Source organism: Pseudomonas laurentiana, from assembly GCF_014648275.1.
GTDB lineage: Bacteria > Pseudomonadota > Gammaproteobacteria > Pseudomonadales > Pseudomonadaceae > Aquipseudomonas > Aquipseudomonas laurentiana.
Genome location: NZ_BMQU01000003.1, coordinates 301,401 through 318,360, shown reverse-complemented (window position 1 = coordinate 318,360; position 16,960 = coordinate 301,401). Strand labels below are relative to the sequence as shown.

The window sequence follows — 16,960 nt, the reverse complement described above, 5'->3', positions numbered from 1 at the left end:
TCCCCTTTAGCCCGCCAAACCGACCAGCCTGGCCAGCTCGACAGCACGGTTGGCGTACCCCCATTCGTTGTCGTACCAGGCGTAGATCTTCACCTGGGTGTCATTGACCACCAGGGTCGACAGCGCATCAATGATCGAAGAGCGCGGGTCGGTCCGGTAGTCGATGGAAACCAGCGGGCGCTCCTCGTAACCGAGGATATTGTTCAGTGGGCCTTCTGCCGCAGCCTTGAGCAGCGCATTGACCTCATCCACCGAAGTAGCACGCTCGACTTCGAACACGCAGTCTGTGAGTGAAGCGTTAGCCAGCGGCACGCGCACGGCATGGCCGTTCAGCTTGCCGCGCAACTCAGGGAAAATCTCGGCGATTGCGGTAGCCGACCCTGTAGTGGTCGGGATCAAGCTCATGCCCGAGGCACGGGCACGGCGCAAATCCTTGTGCGGTTGATCGAGGATGCTCTGGGTATTGGTCAGGTCGTGAATGGTGGTGATCGAGCCATGGCGGATACCCAGGCTCTCATGGATCACCTTGACCACGGGGGCCAGGCAGTTGGTCGTGCAGGAAGCGGCAGTCACGATACGGTGCTGTAACGGGTCGAACAGATGCTGGTTAACCCCCATGACAACGTTCAGTGCACCTTTTTCCTTGACCGGCGCGCACACCACCACACGCTTCACACCCTGATCCAGATAGGCCTGAAGTACCGCAACGGTTTTCATCTTGCCACTGGCCTCAATCACCAGATCGCAGCCCGACCAGTCGGTATCGGCAATCGCCTTGTTGGCCGTGACCTTGATGCGCTTGCCATCGATCACGACCTGATCGCCTTCAGCCCCGGCTTCGTGGTGCCAACGGCCATGCACCGAGTCGAAGTTGATCAGGTGAGCATGCGTTGCTGCATCGCCTGCCGGGTCGTTGATCTGTACGAACTCAAACTCCGGCCAGCCCCAGGCAGCGCGCAGGGCGAGACGACCGATACGACCGAAACCGTTGATACCTACTTTTATACGCATGTGTTTGTTCCCTTGAAACAGTGGCCTGCAAGCAGTCACGACGTGGCAATGTCGAACTGGCCGATGTCGTTGATAATGACGTACGGGTAGTGTGAAACGATGACGCGCTCTTCAAATGGCGCGTTGATTGACCCGCCTCGAGAGTTCTTCTGCCGACTCCTTTCGCTCGGAATAGCGGTCGACCAAATAGTCAGAGCGCTCACGCAACAGCAGGGTGAATTTCACCAGTTCTTCCATCACGTCGACGACGCGATCATAGAACGTCGACGGTTTCATACGGCCCTCTTCGTCGAATTCCAGGTAAGCCTTAGGTACCGATGACTGGTTCGGGATGGTGAACATGCGCATCCAACGTCCGAGCACGCGCAGTTGGTTTACCACATTGAAAGACTGAGACCCTCCACAGACTTGCATCACTGCCAAGGTCTTGCCCTGGGTCGGACGCATGGCTCCCATGGCCAACGGTACCCAGTCAATCTGAGCCTTGAACACAGCAGTCATCGCACCGTGACGCTCAGGTGAGCACCAGACCTGCCCTTCCGACCACTGCATCAGTTCCCGGAGTTCCTGCACCTTGGGATGGTGGTCCGGGGCATCGTCAGGTAGAGGCAGACCGGATGGATTGAATATCCGAGTTTCGGCACCGAAATGCTCCAGCAGACGAGCCGCTTCCTCGGTCAGCAAGCGGCTAAACGAGCGCTCGCGGGTCGAGCCGTATAGCAGCAGGATGCGTGGCTTGTGCGTGACCGATAGCGTACTGCCGAACTTATCGGGAGTTGGCAGTTCGACCAGTTCAGTATAGAGATTAGGGAGATGGTCTTCAGTCATGGATTGATTCCTAAGCACGTGCGCCCTGCGGGCTATCTCATAAACGCCGAGCACAGCTCGGGCATGCATCAACTCAGCAGCAAGCAGACAAGCGCTGCGGACGGTCCCCCATCACGTCGAGGCGCTTGGCGTCGGGACGGAGCCAGTGCTGGTTTGCTTCAAGGGTGGTTTTCAGTACGTCGACCACCCAATCCGGGAGGTTGGGATGCAGACGGTAATAAACCCACTGACCTTGCCGACGATCCTCCAGCAACCCGCAATTGCGCAGCTGTGCCAGATGCCGGGAAACCTTGGGCTGGCTCTCATCGAGTGCACAGGTGAGTTCGCAAACGCATAGTTCTTCCTCGCGGGTAACGAGCAACATCAGGCGAACGCGCGTTTCATCGGCCAGGCATTTAAATACGGTGGTTGGCGTCAGGTGGTCAGCCATAGGGGTCTCAACGTTGGGTCTTAACCTGCATGAACATCTTGGTACGTTCATGGCGCTCGTGAAGCGTGTGGCGGTATGAATCAGGCCTGTTAATCGTTACCGGGCAGCGTGAGTCATTGCCAAGCTCCGGAACTCATATGGCTCCTCAAATATATGTTTTTCCAGATATATAGTAAAGAGGCGCCCGCGTGCCGTGGATAGATGCAGACTCAAGAAGCCCGTATCTTTCACGAAACGCTATAGAAATGCAGAGCACAGCCATCTGATAGCGCATTTTTACCTGACATCGGCTTAATCCTATATCCGTATTTTCGTATTTAACCAGCCAGTGCAGTGGCTTTGTGAGCTAGATCAGTTGACGCCCAAACAGAGTCGCTACACTAGGCACCGCCCCGCATTGATATGAGGCCCCCTCCCATGGCTCACCCGCTTGGCAATCAACTAGACATCGTCATTATCGGTGGGGGCCAATCAGCCTTGGCTGTCGCGTATTTCCTGCGCCGCACCCAGCTTTCGTTCGTCGTCCTCGATGCAGAGGAAGCACCGGGAGGCGCCTGGCGACACGGCTGGAACTCACTGCGCCTGTTCTCACCGTCCACGTGGAGTTCAATCCCTGGCTGGATGATGCCACCTGCGCACGATGGCTATCCCACACGAAATCATGTGATCGAATACCTCAGCCAGTACGAGCAGCGTTACCAGTTTCCCGTCGAACGCCCAGTACGGGTCACGTCTGTGGAGCGCACAGCGTCAGGCTTGCGCGTGCATTCTGACGCCAGGCATTGGGATGCCAAAGTTGTAATCAGCGCGACAGGTACCTGGAGCAACCCCTACATACCTCACTACCCCGATGCCGATCGGTTCGCTGGTAGGCAGCTGCACTCTGCGCACTATGTTGAAGCGCACGTATTTACGGGCAAGAAGGTGCTGGTGGTGGGTGGCGGGAATTCCGGGGCGCAGATTCTGGCAGAAGTCTCCAAGGTCGCCGAGACCACGTGGGTAACCCCTGCTGAGCCAGTGTTTTTGCCTGACGACGTCGATGGCCGGGTGCTTTTCGAGCGCGCCACTGAGCGTTTGAAGGCTCAACAAGAGGGACGTCTCATCGACCAGCCCGTCGGCGGTTTGGGAGACATTGTGATGGTGCCACCCGTTGTTGAAGCCCGTGAGCGTAAAGTGCTCACGTCTGTACGCCCTTTCGAACATTTCACTCGCAACGGTGTGATGTGGGCCGATGGAACTGAATCTGCCGTGGATGTGGTGATCTGGTGTACCGGATTCAGGCCCGCCCTTCAGCACCTGGATACGCTTGGGGTGATCAACACGGAAGGCCGCGTTGAGGTTGAAGGCACTCACTCGACCCAAGAGCCACGGCTATGGCTGGTCGGTTATGGCGAGTGGACAGGTTCGGCTTCTGCCACGTTGATCGGCGTAGCACGCACCGCACGCAGCACAGTCAATGAGATCTTGGCCTTCCTCGGTGATGCATCCGTGGTCTAGCGCCTCAACACCATAGGAGTTGCGGACATGAACGAAATGGTTGTGCGTTGGCCTGAGCGCAATCCACGCCTCTTTTTAACGGTAGCCGCACTCGTCTGGCTCGCGCTGTATAAAGCCCTGGCTCCCGTTTCAGAGGCTGTGGTCGCAGCGCTTCCCGTTGATCGGAATAGCCACCTTGGAGGCGCCTTACAGTTTTTCTTCTACGACACACCCAAAGTGCTGATGTTACTGACCGGCATCGTGTTCTTGATGGGCATGATCAACTCCCACTTCACACCTGAGCGCACCCGCGCAATCTTGGCGGGACGAAGCGAGGGGATGGCCAATGTCATGGCGGCGTCTCTCGGTGTGTTTACCCCATTTTGTTCCTGCTCAGCCGTTCCTCTGTTCATAGGCTTTGTACAAGCGGGAGTGCCACTAGGGGTGACGTTATCTTTCCTCATTTCCGCGCCTATGGTGAATGAGGTAGCGCTTACACTGCTGCTTGGCCTGTTCGGCTGGAAGGTTGCACTGCTGTACCTGGGCCTGGGTTTGTTTATTGCAATTGTCGCAGGTTGGGTCATTGGTCGCCTGAAAATGGAGGCCTACCTGGAGGACTGGGTTCGTGACATGCCCAAAATCCAGGCAACCGCCGGTGACACGAGTATGCCGCTGTATGAGCGGATACGTACCGGTTTTAGCAGCGTACGCGAAATCGTCGGGAGAGTATGGCCGTACATCCTTGCCGGCATTGCCATTGGCGCTGGCATTCACGGGTATGTACCTGAGGATTTCATGGCCAGTTTTATGGGCAAAGAAGCGTGGTGGTCGGTTCCGCTCGCGGTGCTTATCGGCATCCCCATGTATACCAATGCGGCAGGCATCATTCCCATTGTGCAGGCACTGCTCGCAAAGGGCGCGGCGCTGGGCACCGTGCTGGCTTTCATGATGAGTGTCATTGCCCTATCCCTTCCAGAGATGGTGATCTTGCGCAAGGTGCTGAAAGTTCGCCTGATAGCCACCTTCATCGGGGTCGTCGCGGTCGGCATTCTCATCGTTGGTTACATATTCAACTTCGCGTTGTAATCCACCTACCGAGGTTTCTATGAAAGACATCAAAGTTCTGGGCACCGGTTGTGCAAAATGTAAATCGACAGTGGCCATCATCGAACAGGTGGCGAGTGCGAAAGGCGTCCCCGTAAAGCTGGAAAAAATCGAAGACATGCAACAGATCGTCAGCTACGGGGTAATGTCCACGCCCAGCGTCGTGATTGATGGAAAGGTTGTTCATTCAGGCGGCATCCCGTCCCGTGACAAGGTCGAGCAATGGCTCAGCGCTTGAGATACGCAGCCAGGGTTGCACTGTGGTGCACGACAATCATCTCAGACGTCAATGCCGGGGTATTGCCTATAGCTCGCATACCGGCCTGGCAAGTGCTCAGAACGTGCAACCCTGTTGATGCCGAGCGACTGCCACTTCATCCGAGATTGCGTCGATAACGTATTGCCAGTTCAAAAAACTGATCTATACCCAATAAAACCGATGGCGTGGGGCAGGAATCGTCAACCCTCCCCCATTGATGCTGTTCCATTGAAACAGGTGGTACACACAACACTGAGAGGCTCATTGATGAATGCCTTGAAAGTCGCCGCCAATCATCCGGTTCGTGCCTGTTTCCATACCAACCGAGAAGTGGTTTCCCTCGACCAGACCGATTACACCGACGTCGCCGTGGCGGTATTTTCGCTGGACGATGTGTTGGCAGGTGCCCTTGAGGCTATCAAGCGTAACGGCTTCGATATCCCGATTTTCCTGGTTGTGGCACAAGAGGGCAAACGTGCCCTTGAAAACTACAAGCGTGTGCAAGACGTACTGCTGCAGGTCAATGGCGTGTTCGACCCTTCCAGCAGTAATGCCGACTATTACGGCCACCAACTGGAGACCGCCGCCAGACACTACGAGGAGACCCTGCTGCCGCCGTTTTTCGACGCACTTGAACACTACACGGAGGCGGCCAGTTCAACATTTGCCTGCCCAGGGCACCAGGGGGGCCAGTTCTTTCGTAAACATCCGGCTGGCCGACAATTCTTCGACTTCTTCGGCGAAACACTGTTTCGTGCCGACAGGTGCAATGCTGATGTCAAGCTGGGCGACCTGCTGATCCATGAAGGCCCGGCGCTGCTTGCACAAAAACATGCCGCGCAGGTATTCAACGCCGACAAGACCTACTTCGTGCTCAATGGCACTTCAGCCTCCAACAAGGTGGTCACCAACGCGCTGATCACACCAGGTGATCTGGTCTTGTTCGACCGCAACAACCATAAGTCCAACCATCAGGGCGCCTTACTCCAGTCGGGCGGCGTTCCGGTGTACCTGGAGACCGCGCGTAATCCCTATGGCTTCATCGGCGGTATCGATGCTCACTGTTTCGACGAAAGCTACCTGCGCCAGCTGGTCAGCGAAGTCGCACCAGACAAGGCAACGCTGGCGCGGCCGTTTCGTCTGGCGATCATCCAGTTGGGCACCTATGACGGCACTATTTATAACGCCCGCCAGGTAGTGGACCGTATCGGCACACTGTGCGACTACATCCTCTTCGACTCCGCGTGGGTAGGTTACGAACAGTTCATACCGATGATGAAGGACTGCTCGCCCCTGCTGCTGGATCTCAACGAAAACGACCCAGGCATTTTCGTTACTCATTCAGTACACAAGCAGCAAGCCGGATTTTCTCAGGCCTCGCAGATCCACAAAAAAGACCGGCACATCAAAGGACAGGCACGCTACTGTAATCATGCCCGCTTGAACAATTCGTTCATGGCCCAGGCCTCCACCAGCCCGTTCTATCCGTTGTTTGCATCCCTGGACGTCAATGCACGCATCCATTCCGGTCGCAGTGGCCTGCGGCTGTGGGACGACTGCATCAAATTCGGCATCAATGCGCGCAAATTGATTCTGGAAGCCTGCACACTCGTTCGCCCATTCGTGCCTGACACCCTTGATGGCCGTCCATGGCAAGACCACCCAACCGATGAGATCGCCAAGGACATTCGCTTCTTCGAGTTTCACCCGGGAGAGCGCTGGCACGCTTTCCCAGGTTATGCCGATAAACAGTATTTCATCGACCCCTGCAAACTGCTGTTTACAACACCGGGTATCAACTCCGCCGACGGCAGCTACGCCGACTTCGGCATTCATGCCGGCATCCTGGCCAACTTCCTGCGCGAGAACGGCATTGTTCCGGAGAAGTGCGACCTCAACTCGATCCTGTTCCTGCTGACCCCCGCCGAAGATTGGGCAAAGATGAGTCATCTGGCTGCACAAATTGCACGCTTCGAGCGCTTCATCAACGATAACGCGCCCATGAGCCGGGTGCTGCCGACCCTCTATGAGCAGTATCAGGCGCGCTATAACGGCTACACGATCCGCCAGCTCTGTCAGGAGATGCACGACCTTTACCGTCGGCATAACGTTCAACAATTGCAGAAAGACATGTTCCGCAAGGCGCATTTTCCGAAAAAGGCACTGAACCCTCAGGACGCCCAGATTCAATACATGCGCGGCAATGTCGAGTTGGTCGCACTGGCAGACGCCGATGGCCGCATCGCTGCCGAAGGCGCCTTGCCCTACCCACCAGGCGTGCTCTGTGTTGTACCCGGCGAAGTATGGGGCGGAGCGGTCTTGAAGTATTTCCTGGTCCTGGAGGAAGGCATCAATCAATTGCCCGGCTTCACCCCTGAACTGCAGGGCGTCTACTTGAAACAGGAAGGTGGACGCACCCGCGCTTATGGCTACGTGCTCAAGACTTGATGCAACCCCCACTACACACCCTCCGGGAGCCGCCCTATGAGTCGATCGCAAACGCGTTTACCCGCCGACATGGTGCAACGTTTTCCGGTCCTGATCGTGATCGACGCCAAGGCGCACGACGACAGCATCATTGTGCGCAGTGCCCACGCCATCGCAGAAGCGCTGCATGAGCATGAACTGGAGGTTGAACTGGTAGGGTCGCTGGATGAAGCAGAGATTGCCATCAGTGCCAACTCAGCCTACAGCTGCGCCATTATTGGTTGGGGGCTGTGCGAGGCCGCTCCCGAACAGGCGCTGCAACTCATTCGCTTGATACGCCGGCGCACAGGACAACTGCCCATCATGCTGGGCATGAGCCAGGCGAACCAGAGCAAGGTTCCGCTGGCATTCGTCGAGAACATCGACGGCGTTATCTGGCAACCCGAAGACAGTCCCCAGTTCATCGCCGGGCGCATCGAAACAGCTGCCCGTCGCTATCTCGACAGCATCCTGCCACCCTTCTTTGGTGCCTTGGTCAACTTCGCCGGCACCCATGAATACTCCTGGCACACCCCGGGCCATACGGGCGGCACGGCCTTCATGAAAACCGCCGTCGGACGTAGCTTTCTCGACTTCTACGGCGAGCAAATGTTGCGTTCGGACCTCAGTGTTTCAGTGGGCGAACTGGGCTCGCTGAACGACCATTCAGGCCCGGTGGATGAAGCGGAAAGGTATGCCGCACGCGTGTTCGGCGCCGATTACACCTTCTTTTCGATGGGTGGCAGCTCAGCGAGCAACCAGATTGTCCTGCACTCGGCCGTGACCGACGGCGATGCCGTGCTGGTTGACCGCAATTGCCATAAATCGTTGAACTATGCGTTGAACATGTCCGGTGCGGTACCGCTCTATTTGCGCCCACGCCGTAATGCGCGGGGCCTGATCGGCCCAGTGCCGCGCAGCGAATTGACACCGGCAGCGGTGGCACAGAAGCGTGCCGACAGCCCCTTGGCGATCCATAAGCAGGCACGCCCGGTACTGGCCGTACTGACCAACTCGACCTACGATGGCCTGTGCTACAACGTTCAGGTCACCACCCGAGAACTGAGCCAGAGCGTCGACCGTATCCACTACGATGAAGCCTGGTTCGCCTATGCGCGCTTCAATACGCTGTACGAAGGACGCTATGGCATGCACCGCGGCGAGCGTCACCCCGATGATGCGACGGTGACCGTTACCCACTCGACCCACAAACTGCTGGCGGCGTTGTCACAAGCCTCCATGATCCACATCCGCTCGGGCAAGGTGCCGGTCAAGCCGGCACTGTTCAACGAAGCGTTCATGATGCACACCTCGACGTCTCCGCAGTACAGCATCATCGCGTCTATCGATGTCTCGTCGAAGATGATGGACGATGCCGGCGAGTACCTCACCGACGAGTCGATCAGCGAAGCCATCGCCTTTCGCCAGGCCATGGTCCGCCTGAACAACGAAGTGCATGAGCGTGACCCCAACGACTGGTGGTTTGGCGTCTGGCAACCGGATGAAGTCAACGGTGTGCCCTTCGCCGAACTCGACCCGCACACGCTGCACCGTGGTGAGTCCTGGGTGCTCAAGCCAACGGCCAGTTGGCACGGGTTCGGCGACCTGGGTGACGACTACTGCATGCTTGACCCGATCAAAGTCACAGTCCTGACCCCCGGCCAGACGCTTGAAGGTGCAATGGAGCCGAGCGGCATCCCGGCCCCTTTGGTCTCGACCTTCCTGGCCAGTCGTGGAACGGTGGTGGAAAAGACCGAACCCTACTCGATACTGCTGTTGTTCAGCATCGGCGTGACCAAAGGCAAATGGGGCACATTGGTCGCAGGACTGATGGAATTCAAGAAGCACTATGACAACAACTCGCCACTGGAACAGGTGTTGCCCGACCTGGTCGCCAGTCATGGTGATCGTTACTGCGACATGGGCCTGAAGGACCTGGCCGAGCAGATGCACCAGGACATGCTCGCCTCGAAGATGCTCCACAACATGGATGCCGCCTATACCCTGCTGCCAGACCCGGTGACCTCCCCGCGCGCCACTTACGCCAGGCTGGTACGCGGCGAAATAGAGCAGATTGCCGTACGCGACATGCTCGATCGAACGGTCGCCGTGCAGATCGTTCCCTACCCACCAGGCATACCGCTGATGATGCCGGGGGAGAAAGCCGGTGCCGACAAAAAGGCCATCGTCGATTACTTGCTGGCCATGGAGTTGTTCGACGGCCACTTTCCGGGTTTCGAACACGACAACCATGGCATCGAGATTGAGCGTGACGACCAGGGGCGGCCAATCTACAGGGTGTATGTGGTCAAACAATAGTGTTTAACCCCTCCCCTGCGGCACGCAGTAAGCCGCCGGACTCAGGGTCAGTGCTTTGAGAGCGCAAGGAGTTTTCAGATGGCTGATTCAAGCAAGAAAATGAGCCTCGTGGGGCTGACCACGCTAGTGACGGTCAACATGATGGGCTCCGGCATCATCATGCTGCCCACAAGCATGGCCCAACTCGGAGCGGTCTCGTTGTTGTCGTGGGTGGTGACGGCCATCGGCTCCATGGCCATCGCCTACTGTTTTTCCCAATGCGGTATTTTTTGCGCACGATCGGGCGGATTGTCGGCCTATACCGAAGAAGCGCACGCAAAGTCCGGGTTCTTTCTCTGTTCGTACCTGTACTTTCTCTCGCTGGCCATCGCCAACGTCGCCGTCGCCATTTCAGCTGTGGGTTACATGACGTCATTCGTGCCGTGGCTGGGCAGCGGCGCCATTCCGCTGTTCATCGGTACGGTTGGCCTGCTGTGGCTGACCACACTGGCCAACTTTGGCGGCCCGAGCATCACCGGCAAGATTGGCGCGATTACGGTCTGGGGCGTGATCATCCCGGTGGCCGGGTTGAGCCTCATTGGCTGGTTCTGGTTCAAGCCCGACGTACTGGCTGCGGCCTGGAACCCGAACAGCCTGCCGATCTCCGAAGCGGTCAGCAAGGCCATTCCCTTGACCCTGTGGGCATTTCTGGGCATGGAGTCGGCAGCACAGGCCTCGGATGCAGTGGAGGACCCCAAACGCACGGTACCCCTGGCCTGCCTGTTCGGAACACTGGGCGCCGCCGTGGTGTACGTGCTGTCGACCACCGTCATCCAGGGCATCATCCCCAACGCCGAGCTGGCCAATGCGTCAGCCCCCTTCGCACTCGTCTATGCACACATTTTCAACCCAACGGTCGGCAACATCATCATGGCCCTGGCCGTGATGGCGTGCGTTGGTTCACTGCTGGGGTGGCAGTTCACCCTGGCGCAAACGGCCAAGATGACCGCCGATCAGGGCATGTTCCCAAAACTGTTCAGCAAGGTCAGCGCGCTGAATGCCCCCATCGTCGGCATGATCGTCTGCGGCGTATTGCAGACACTCATGGCGCTATCGACCATCTCGCCCAATGCCAGCGCCCAGTTCAGCAAACTGGTCAACCTGGCGGCGGTGACCAACCTGATTCCCTACGTGACAGCGCTCACCGGGCTGCTGGTAATGATGTACAAGGCCAAGGCCTCGTCCGCGATCAACTCGCGTAATACGCTCGTGTTGTTGATTGCCGTCGCCTATTCGCTATATGCCCTCTATGCCTGCGGCAAAGATGCCGTGTTCGGTGGCACACTGGTGCTTGCGTTCGGTTATCTGCTTTATGGCTTCCTCGCCAAACGTTTTGTCAATGAGCCTCAAACCGCCCAGGCCAGGGCCGGCAATCCTTAGGCGTTGCTTTCAGGACTGCAAAGACATCTGAATACGGGGAACAGGATATGAACGTACAGTTAACCAAACCCGCAAGCCTGCTGATGACCTGCCTGCTTGCGCTGCTGCCGGTAGTGGCTGGCGCAAATACCCTTGAACGCGTTCGCGCCAACAACACCCTGAACCTGGGCTACCTGCCAGACTTCGCACCGTTCAGTAGCATGGAGGGCGACAAAGTCAGCGGCTATTCCATCGACCTGTGCGTGAAAATCGCCGACAGGATCAAGGCCGAACTGGGGCTGGCCTCATTGCAACTGCACTACCAGCCCGTCAACATCACCGAGGCGACCAGTGCTGTCGCCTCGGGAAAGATCGATATCCTCTGTACGCCAACACCGGCGACACTGGAGCGGCGTAAAACCGTGAGTTACTCGATACCGGTATACACCGCCGGGCTCTCCGTCGTGGTGCGTGATGATGCTTCCGAGGCGTTGCTCAATGTGCTCAATGGCAAGGTGGCCCACAGCGGGCCGACCTGGCGTGCAACCGTCAACCATGGTCTTGCCAACCAGACCTTTGTGACCACCGGTGGCGGCGTCTCCGAGTCGTGGATCCGCGAGCAAATGCGCTTGCTCGGCGTAGTCGCCACCCTGATTACGGTCAAGGACAACGACGAAGGCATAAAACTGGTCGCCGATGGCAAGGCCGATGCGTTCTTCTCTGAACGCATGTCGCTGAAAACCCATGTCGCGGTGGACTACCCGAGCGGAAAGCTGAAGATACTCGACCGTATCTTTGAATACGCGCCGGTTTCACTGATGGTGGAGCGCAGTGATGAAAACTTCCGCTTGCTGGTCGATACGACACTAAGTGAGATGTACCGTTCTGGCGAGATCGAACAGGCCTACGACAAGTACCTGGGAGGTGCAGGCAAGACGGCCAAGAAACTGTTCAAGGTGTATGCACAACCCTGAATCCGAAGGCCAGGGTGGCTCAACATGCCTGCCGCCATGCGCTGATGACTCAGCGCGTGCTCACGAGCCCTCGGAGGTCAGACCATGAACATGCTGCCAGCGATGACTACACGCCTGCTGCTGACCTTGAGCCTGTGCGGCCCAACCCTGGCCAGCGCCGAGGACTGGCAGTTGGCCGCGAACGAGGACAACATTCAGGTCTACCTGAGCAACGTACCGGGCACCCACTACCAGCGCTTTCGTGGCATCGCGTTGATCAAGGCCAGCGTTGCCACCCTCACCGACCTGCAGGAAAACCTGCGGGTCGCCTGCAAATGGCTGTACGCCTGCGCAGACATGCGCCTGTTGAAAGTCGAAGGCGATAACACCTGGGTCTACATCACTACCGCCCTGCCCTGGCCCGCCAACCCCCGCGATATCGTGCTCAAGGTACACACCGAGCGTACCGACGACGGTGCCGTCATACGCCACCTCAGCGCCGTGCCCGGCATGGTGCCTGGTGTACCGGGCCAAACCCGCGTACGCCAGCTGAGTGGCATCTGGAAGATGGTACCCAAGCGCGACAACGAAACGGAAGTCACCTATCAACTGCAAGCTGACCCTGCGGGGGATATTCCCTCATGGCTGGCTAATCAGTTTGTCATCGACGCACCGATGATTACCCTGAAAACCCTGCGCGCCGTCGCCGAAAGGCAAGGCATCCGCCCGGCCTCGACCGACAGCGGCGAAGCACACGACTGAGCATGATTCGCCTATAGCCAATACTTCGGATAGCTGCCACGGCTGCGGGCATTGTTCAAACACCAGGCGACGGCAACAATCACGATTGAACCGGCCAGTACGGGCGTGAGCAGAAAACTGAACGGCGCACTGGCCGCCAGCACCACCAACGGGTTGCCACCTGCGGGGGCATGCAAGGTGCGCGTCTGTTGCATCGCCACCAACGCCAGGCCCACGGCCAGCGCACCTGCCCACCACGCATTCCCCAACGTGTGCAGTACCAGCAAGCCGACCAGTGTCGACACCAGATGCCCGCCGATGAGACTGCGCGGCTGAGCCAGTGGCGACTCAGGCAAGCCGAACGCAAGCACACAACTCGCACCAAAGGACGCCATCAACCATGGTGCCCCCGACACATGGCTAAGCCAACCTGTGGCACCAATCGCGACCACCGCACCGATGAATGACAGCAGGCTGAAATGCAGCGACGGCGCGGGCGGCGCACTCGATTTAAGGATGGGGCCGATGGGCATCGTAACAACTCCAGAGAGACTTAAGACACCGAAAAGATACCGATCGGTATACATCCATGTCAACCGATCGGTGTACACTAGCCCAGTACGCCAGGAGGCCTGAACACATGAGCACATCTCAGACGATCACCGAATCGGCCTTGCGCCTGTTCTACCGCCAGGGCTACCACGCCTCCGGCGTAGAGCAACTCAGCCAAGTGGCCGGGGTGACCAAGAAAACGCTGTATCGCCATTTTCCGAGCAAAGAACACCTGATCGAAGCCGCGTTGCAGCTTCGCCATACCGAGTTCATGAGGCAAATGAGCGCTGCTGTAGACGCAGCCCCCAGCCTGCAGCGACCACTGGCCTACATCGACTTCATCGCCACCTGGGCACAATCCGCAGACTTTTGTGGCTGTGCCTTCATCAATGCCTCCGCCGAATACAGCAGTCCTGACGACCAGCCTCACTTACTGGCAAAACAGCATAAGCAACAGGTGCTCGCCTACCTGGAAGCGATCTGTACCGAGGCACAGTTCAAACACCCGTCGGTGGCTGCGCTGCAGCTTTTCGTGATCGGTGAGGGGTTGATCGTTACGTGCCAGGTCAATGGGGCTTCGACGGCATTCATCGAGGCAGCGCGAGGGATGGTGTTGGGGATGGAAATGTCTGGCGGCCCTCTATGAAGCGCCCCATAGGGCGCAGCCTGGTGCGCCAGCGATCTGTCGCGCACCACCCTCTACGTGCTTTCCATGATTGCCCTGCGAGTGCTCCGCACCCCATGGGCCGCTGAGTCGAACGCTCTTGATTAGAATTTTTACGTGGCCATGCTTTTGCATCACGCCGACGCCAGCCAATTGCCAACTTGGAAGTCTATACATTCAAGGGGCGTTCATGACGACAGAACCACACTTAAAAACCATGCCTTTTTAACCAGAGCGAAACGCATAATCCGCTCTGGTTCACCTCATCCGAGAAACTCAATCGGATACGTGCCCCAATACGACCGGTTATCGCAGTGACGATCGATAAACCCAGCCCAGAGCCTGCTTCGCCGGTTCCCAGGCTGCGGTAAAACGGATCGAATACCAGCGATTGCTCTTCCACACTGATGCCCGGACCCGAGTCCTTGATTTCCAAGATCACGGTCTCTTGCGCCAACTCGACTCTCAGGTCGACGCGTCCACCCGCCGGGGTATAACGAATAGCGTTGTCCACCAGATTCTTGACCACGATAAACAGATCCATTTCATTGATGATGATCTGTACGTCTTCGGTACTTTCAACACCGATATCGATGCCCTTGTGTTCGGCCAGTGGCAACAAGTCTTCCAACACTCGACGAAAGACTTCATGGACGGACACCGATGTTTGTGATCGTTCCGCAATCGATTGTGCGGCCGCCAGGGTAAGCAATTGTTCGATCAGCTTTCTACTGCGCTCAATTCCCTGAGACAGCGGTAAAAAGCACTCGTGGGCAGATGCCGACATTTCCGTGGACGACAATCGCTCCGCTTGCAGTGACAGGGCCGTCATCGGAGAACGCAGTTCATGCGCTGCGTCGGCGATGAAGCGACGCTGTGCTTCCATGGCCTGCGCAACACGCTTGAGCAATCGATTGATGGCTACGACGAAAGGTCGTATTTCGGTCGGCAAGTGAGTTTCGTCGATAGGATGCAGCGCCTGTTTGTCACGCTGATCGATTTCGGCCGAGAGAATCGCTATAGGACGGAACAGCTTGCGCACCAGATCAGCCACGACCACCAGCAGCACCGGAAACAGAATGAGAAATGGCAACAGACTGCGCCAGGCACTTTTGCGCGCTTCCTTATCACGCACGTCTGCCTCTTGAGCGACAACGATACGTTCGCCAGCGGCCGTGGTTCTGACCAGTATGCGAAACTTTTCGCCTGCGATGCTCAAGGTCGACAAGCCATCGGCCAGGCTTGTGGGAAAGGGCAACGGTATGGTTGCGTCGTCATTGCCGGTCGCTTTCCCGCTATCGACCAGGTATTGCACGATGACCCTGGATTCTTCGTCGTCGCCGACGACCTGTTCCCCTCCGGGATAGCGCAGGGTCATCTGCTGCCGATCAAACAGCACCGCCACTTGGCGCAGGGTTTCGTCCTGCATTTCGTGCGCTTCTTTGAGTGCGGAAACGAAAGCGAACACACCCGCCAGTACTGCCACGATGAGGATGGCCAGCGACAGCGTTACAGAAAGCCTTAACTGTACCGAGTCGCTCAAGCGCCTTTTGAAACCATCCATCCCATCCCCCTGACGTTTTTGATGACATGGTTACCCAGCTTTCGCCGCAAAGCGTGGATCAGAAACTCCACCGCGTTGCTTTCCACTTCATGGCCCCAACCGTAAATACGGTCTTCAAGCTCACTGCGCGAGAGAATGGCGCCAGGCCGGATCAACAGGGCCTGCAAAAGGGCGAATTCGCGGCTGGAGAGTTGAACGTCGGTGGTTTCAGCGGTGGTAGCCTGTTTAGAGACCAGGTTCAGCGATACCTCACCGTTATCCAGCACTGATTGGGCATTACCGCCACGGCGGCGCAGTACAGCCCGCATACGCGCCAGCAATTCCGCCATGGCGAAGGGTTTGAGTAGGAAGTCATCTGCGCCGCCGTCGAGGCCACGCAGGCGATCATCAAGGCCATCCCGTGCGGTGATGATCAGCAGCGGTACAGGGTTGTTGCGAGCGCGAATGACATCGAGCACATCGAGTCCGTCTTTGCCGGGTAGCCCAAGGTCGAGCAACACAAGGTCATACTTCTGGGCGTCCAGGGCCGCCAAGGCCGTGAGGCCGTTTTTCAGCCAGTCGGTAGCGTAGCTCGCATCGTTCAGCGCACTCTGGATGGCATCACCAATCATCAGGTCATCTTCGACCAACAGAATTCGCATGTTTCGCTCCGATAAAAAGGCGCGACGGTCACAACTATCGCGCCTGTATTGAAGCACCTGAACCGGGGTTTTGTCCGCCGCCGATTCCATGCAGCATCACTGTTTGCCTTTCATCGAAGTGAAGGCCTTGAGCAGATCATCCATCGCGACCTTGCAATCAACCTGCTTCGGCGTACTGGCGCGCAGGGCATCGAGCGCCCGGTCAATTGCCTTGTCCAGCACATGCCAGTCGCCGGCGGCGCGGGGTTTGATCCCGGCCTCGGCGGAGTCCCAGGACGTTTCGAGGTCTTTGATTCGGGCTTTCGCCCCGGGCAGATCGTCTTTGTCGACCAGTACAGCCACATCGGCGGCAATGGCATGGAACTCGCTCAGGTCACCCAGCTTCGAACCGGATTGAGCGGGCGAACTCAGCGACGAGGTGGTCGTGCCAGTGCCGGGTTTGTCGACGGGTTTCGAGCAGCCGACCATACTGCCGAACAACACGAGGGACGAGACGATGGCAACGTGGCGAATAGCGATTTGAAAGGAGCGCATGACGGTTCCTTGATAGGCTT

Annotated in this window: 16 protein-coding genes; 9 read left to right on the top strand and 7 right to left on the bottom strand. The window is 57.7% G+C overall.

Going from position 1 to position 16,960, the window contains the following annotated elements; all coding sequences use genetic code 11:
• Nucleotides 1–6 precede the first annotated feature (6 nt).
• From IE038_RS05245 to IE038_RS05235, 3 genes are all read right to left on the bottom strand, one after another.
• Complete coding sequence (locus tag IE038_RS05245) at nucleotides 7–1,011, bottom strand: ArsJ-associated glyceraldehyde-3-phosphate dehydrogenase (RefSeq protein WP_163931116.1); 1,005 nt, start codon at nucleotides 1,009–1,011, stop codon at nucleotides 7–9.
• 111 nt (nucleotides 1,012–1,122) lie between these two features.
• Nucleotides 1,123–1,839, bottom strand: a complete 717-nt coding sequence (gene arsH, locus IE038_RS05240) for an arsenical resistance protein ArsH (protein ID WP_163931113.1) — start codon at nucleotides 1,837–1,839, stop codon at nucleotides 1,123–1,125.
• Between the two features lie 73 nt (nucleotides 1,840–1,912).
• Nucleotides 1,913–2,269: a metalloregulator ArsR/SmtB family transcription factor gene (locus IE038_RS05235; protein ID WP_163931098.1), complete on the bottom strand. Its 357-nt coding sequence runs from the start codon at nucleotides 2,267–2,269 to the stop codon at nucleotides 1,913–1,915.
• A 417-nt stretch (nucleotides 2,270–2,686) separates the two neighbouring features.
• Between IE038_RS05235 and IE038_RS05230 the strand changes: the two genes are divergently transcribed.
• From IE038_RS05230 to IE038_RS05195, 8 genes are all read left to right on the top strand, one after another.
• The gene (locus tag IE038_RS05230) at nucleotides 2,687–3,766 is read left to right on the top strand and encodes an ArsO family NAD(P)H-dependent flavin-containing monooxygenase (protein ID WP_163931096.1); all 1,080 of its coding nucleotides are present in this window, start codon (nucleotides 2,687–2,689) and stop codon (nucleotides 3,764–3,766) included.
• 27 nt (nucleotides 3,767–3,793) lie between these two features.
• Nucleotides 3,794–4,831: a permease gene (locus tag IE038_RS05225; protein ID WP_189395261.1), complete on the top strand. Its 1,038-nt coding sequence runs from the start codon at nucleotides 3,794–3,796 to the stop codon at nucleotides 4,829–4,831.
• A 19-nt stretch (nucleotides 4,832–4,850) separates the two neighbouring features.
• Entirely contained in the window at nucleotides 4,851–5,087 is a 237-nt protein-coding gene (locus IE038_RS05220; RefSeq protein ID WP_163931092.1) for a thioredoxin family protein, read from the top strand.
• A gap of 288 nt (nucleotides 5,088–5,375) precedes the next feature.
• On the top strand, nucleotides 5,376–7,556 hold the full coding sequence (gene speF / locus IE038_RS05215) for an ornithine decarboxylase SpeF (protein WP_163932380.1): 2,181 nt from the start codon (nucleotides 5,376–5,378) through the stop codon (nucleotides 7,554–7,556).
• Between the two features lie 36 nt (nucleotides 7,557–7,592).
• Entirely contained in the window at nucleotides 7,593–9,893 is a 2,301-nt protein-coding gene (locus tag IE038_RS05210; RefSeq protein ID WP_189395260.1) for an Orn/Lys/Arg family decarboxylase, read from the top strand.
• A 78-nt stretch (nucleotides 9,894–9,971) separates the two neighbouring features.
• Nucleotides 9,972–11,312, top strand: coding sequence for a putrescine-ornithine antiporter (gene potE / locus IE038_RS05205; protein ID WP_163932383.1), 1,341 nt, complete (start codon nucleotides 9,972–9,974; stop codon nucleotides 11,310–11,312).
• Nucleotides 11,313–11,359: 47 nt separating this feature from the next.
• Nucleotides 11,360–12,265 carry an amino acid ABC transporter substrate-binding protein gene (locus IE038_RS05200; protein ID WP_189395259.1) on the top strand — a complete coding sequence of 302 codons (906 nt, stop codon included), beginning with the start codon at nucleotides 11,360–11,362 and terminating at the stop codon, nucleotides 12,263–12,265.
• Between the two features lie 102 nt (nucleotides 12,266–12,367).
• Nucleotides 12,368–13,006 carry an START domain-containing protein gene (locus IE038_RS05195; protein ID WP_163932398.1) on the top strand — a complete coding sequence of 213 codons (639 nt, stop codon included), beginning with the start codon at nucleotides 12,368–12,370 and terminating at the stop codon, nucleotides 13,004–13,006.
• An 11-nt stretch (nucleotides 13,007–13,017) separates the two neighbouring features.
• Here IE038_RS05195 and IE038_RS05190 read toward each other — a convergent pair whose 3' ends face one another.
• Nucleotides 13,018–13,518, bottom strand: coding sequence for an HPP family protein (locus tag IE038_RS05190; protein ID WP_163932386.1), 501 nt, complete (start codon nucleotides 13,516–13,518; stop codon nucleotides 13,018–13,020).
• Between the two features lie 107 nt (nucleotides 13,519–13,625).
• Between IE038_RS05190 and IE038_RS05185 the strand changes: the two genes are divergently transcribed.
• The gene (locus IE038_RS05185) at nucleotides 13,626–14,183 is read left to right on the top strand and encodes a TetR/AcrR family transcriptional regulator (protein ID WP_163932389.1); all 558 of its coding nucleotides are present in this window, start codon (nucleotides 13,626–13,628) and stop codon (nucleotides 14,181–14,183) included.
• 226 nt (nucleotides 14,184–14,409) lie between these two features.
• Here the strand turns inward: IE038_RS05185 and IE038_RS05180 are convergent, their stop codons facing one another.
• The 3 genes from IE038_RS05180 to IE038_RS05170 all read right to left on the bottom strand — a co-directional run bounded on the left by IE038_RS05180 (nucleotide 14,410) and on the right by IE038_RS05170 (nucleotide 16,940).
• The gene (locus IE038_RS05180) at nucleotides 14,410–15,765 is read right to left on the bottom strand and encodes an ATP-binding protein (protein ID WP_163932391.1); all 1,356 of its coding nucleotides are present in this window, start codon (nucleotides 15,763–15,765) and stop codon (nucleotides 14,410–14,412) included.
• On the bottom strand, nucleotides 15,741–16,406 hold the full coding sequence (locus tag IE038_RS05175) for a response regulator (protein ID WP_189395258.1): 666 nt from the start codon (nucleotides 16,404–16,406) through the stop codon (nucleotides 15,741–15,743). Before IE038_RS05175 ends, IE038_RS05180 begins: the two co-directional genes overlap by 25 nt.
• A gap of 96 nt (nucleotides 16,407–16,502) precedes the next feature.
• Entirely contained in the window at nucleotides 16,503–16,940 is a 438-nt protein-coding gene (locus tag IE038_RS05170) for a hypothetical protein (RefSeq protein ID WP_163932394.1), read from the bottom strand.
• Nucleotides 16,941–16,960 lie beyond the last annotated feature (20 nt).

Bases quoted from the DNA above. Each gene is read 5' to 3' on its own strand.
- IE038_RS05210 (WP_189395260.1), top strand. From the start codon at position 7,593: ATGAGTCGATCGCAAACGCGTTTACCCGCCGACATGGTGCAACGTTTT.
- speF (WP_163932380.1), top strand. From the start codon at position 5,376: ATGAATGCCTTGAAAGTCGCCGCCAATCATCCGGTTCGTGCCTGTTTC.
- IE038_RS05175 (WP_189395258.1), bottom strand. From the start codon at position 16,406: ATGCGAATTCTGTTGGTCGAAGATGACCTGATGATTGGTGATGCCATC.
- IE038_RS05225 (WP_189395261.1), top strand. From the start codon at position 3,794: ATGAACGAAATGGTTGTGCGTTGGCCTGAGCGCAATCCACGCCTCTTT.
- IE038_RS05195 (WP_163932398.1), top strand. From the start codon at position 12,368: ATGACTACACGCCTGCTGCTGACCTTGAGCCTGTGCGGCCCAACCCTG.
- IE038_RS05220 (WP_163931092.1), top strand. From the start codon at position 4,851: ATGAAAGACATCAAAGTTCTGGGCACCGGTTGTGCAAAATGTAAATCG.
- IE038_RS05245 (WP_163931116.1), bottom strand. From the start codon at position 1,011: ATGCGTATAAAAGTAGGTATCAACGGTTTCGGTCGTATCGGTCGTCTC.
- arsH (WP_163931113.1), bottom strand. From the start codon at position 1,839: ATGACTGAAGACCATCTCCCTAATCTCTATACTGAACTGGTCGAACTG.
- potE (WP_163932383.1), top strand. From the start codon at position 9,972: ATGGCTGATTCAAGCAAGAAAATGAGCCTCGTGGGGCTGACCACGCTA.
- IE038_RS05200 (WP_189395259.1), top strand. From the start codon at position 11,360: ATGAACGTACAGTTAACCAAACCCGCAAGCCTGCTGATGACCTGCCTG.
- IE038_RS05180 (WP_163932391.1), bottom strand. From the start codon at position 15,765: ATGGATGGTTTCAAAAGGCGCTTGAGCGACTCGGTACAGTTAAGGCTT.
- IE038_RS05170 (WP_163932394.1), bottom strand. From the start codon at position 16,940: ATGCGCTCCTTTCAAATCGCTATTCGCCACGTTGCCATCGTCTCGTCC.
- IE038_RS05185 (WP_163932389.1), top strand. From the start codon at position 13,626: ATGAGCACATCTCAGACGATCACCGAATCGGCCTTGCGCCTGTTCTAC.
- IE038_RS05230 (WP_163931096.1), top strand. From the start codon at position 2,687: ATGGCTCACCCGCTTGGCAATCAACTAGACATCGTCATTATCGGTGGG.
- IE038_RS05235 (WP_163931098.1), bottom strand. From the start codon at position 2,269: ATGGCTGACCACCTGACGCCAACCACCGTATTTAAATGCCTGGCCGAT.
- IE038_RS05190 (WP_163932386.1), bottom strand. From the start codon at position 13,518: ATGCCCATCGGCCCCATCCTTAAATCGAGTGCGCCGCCCGCGCCGTCG.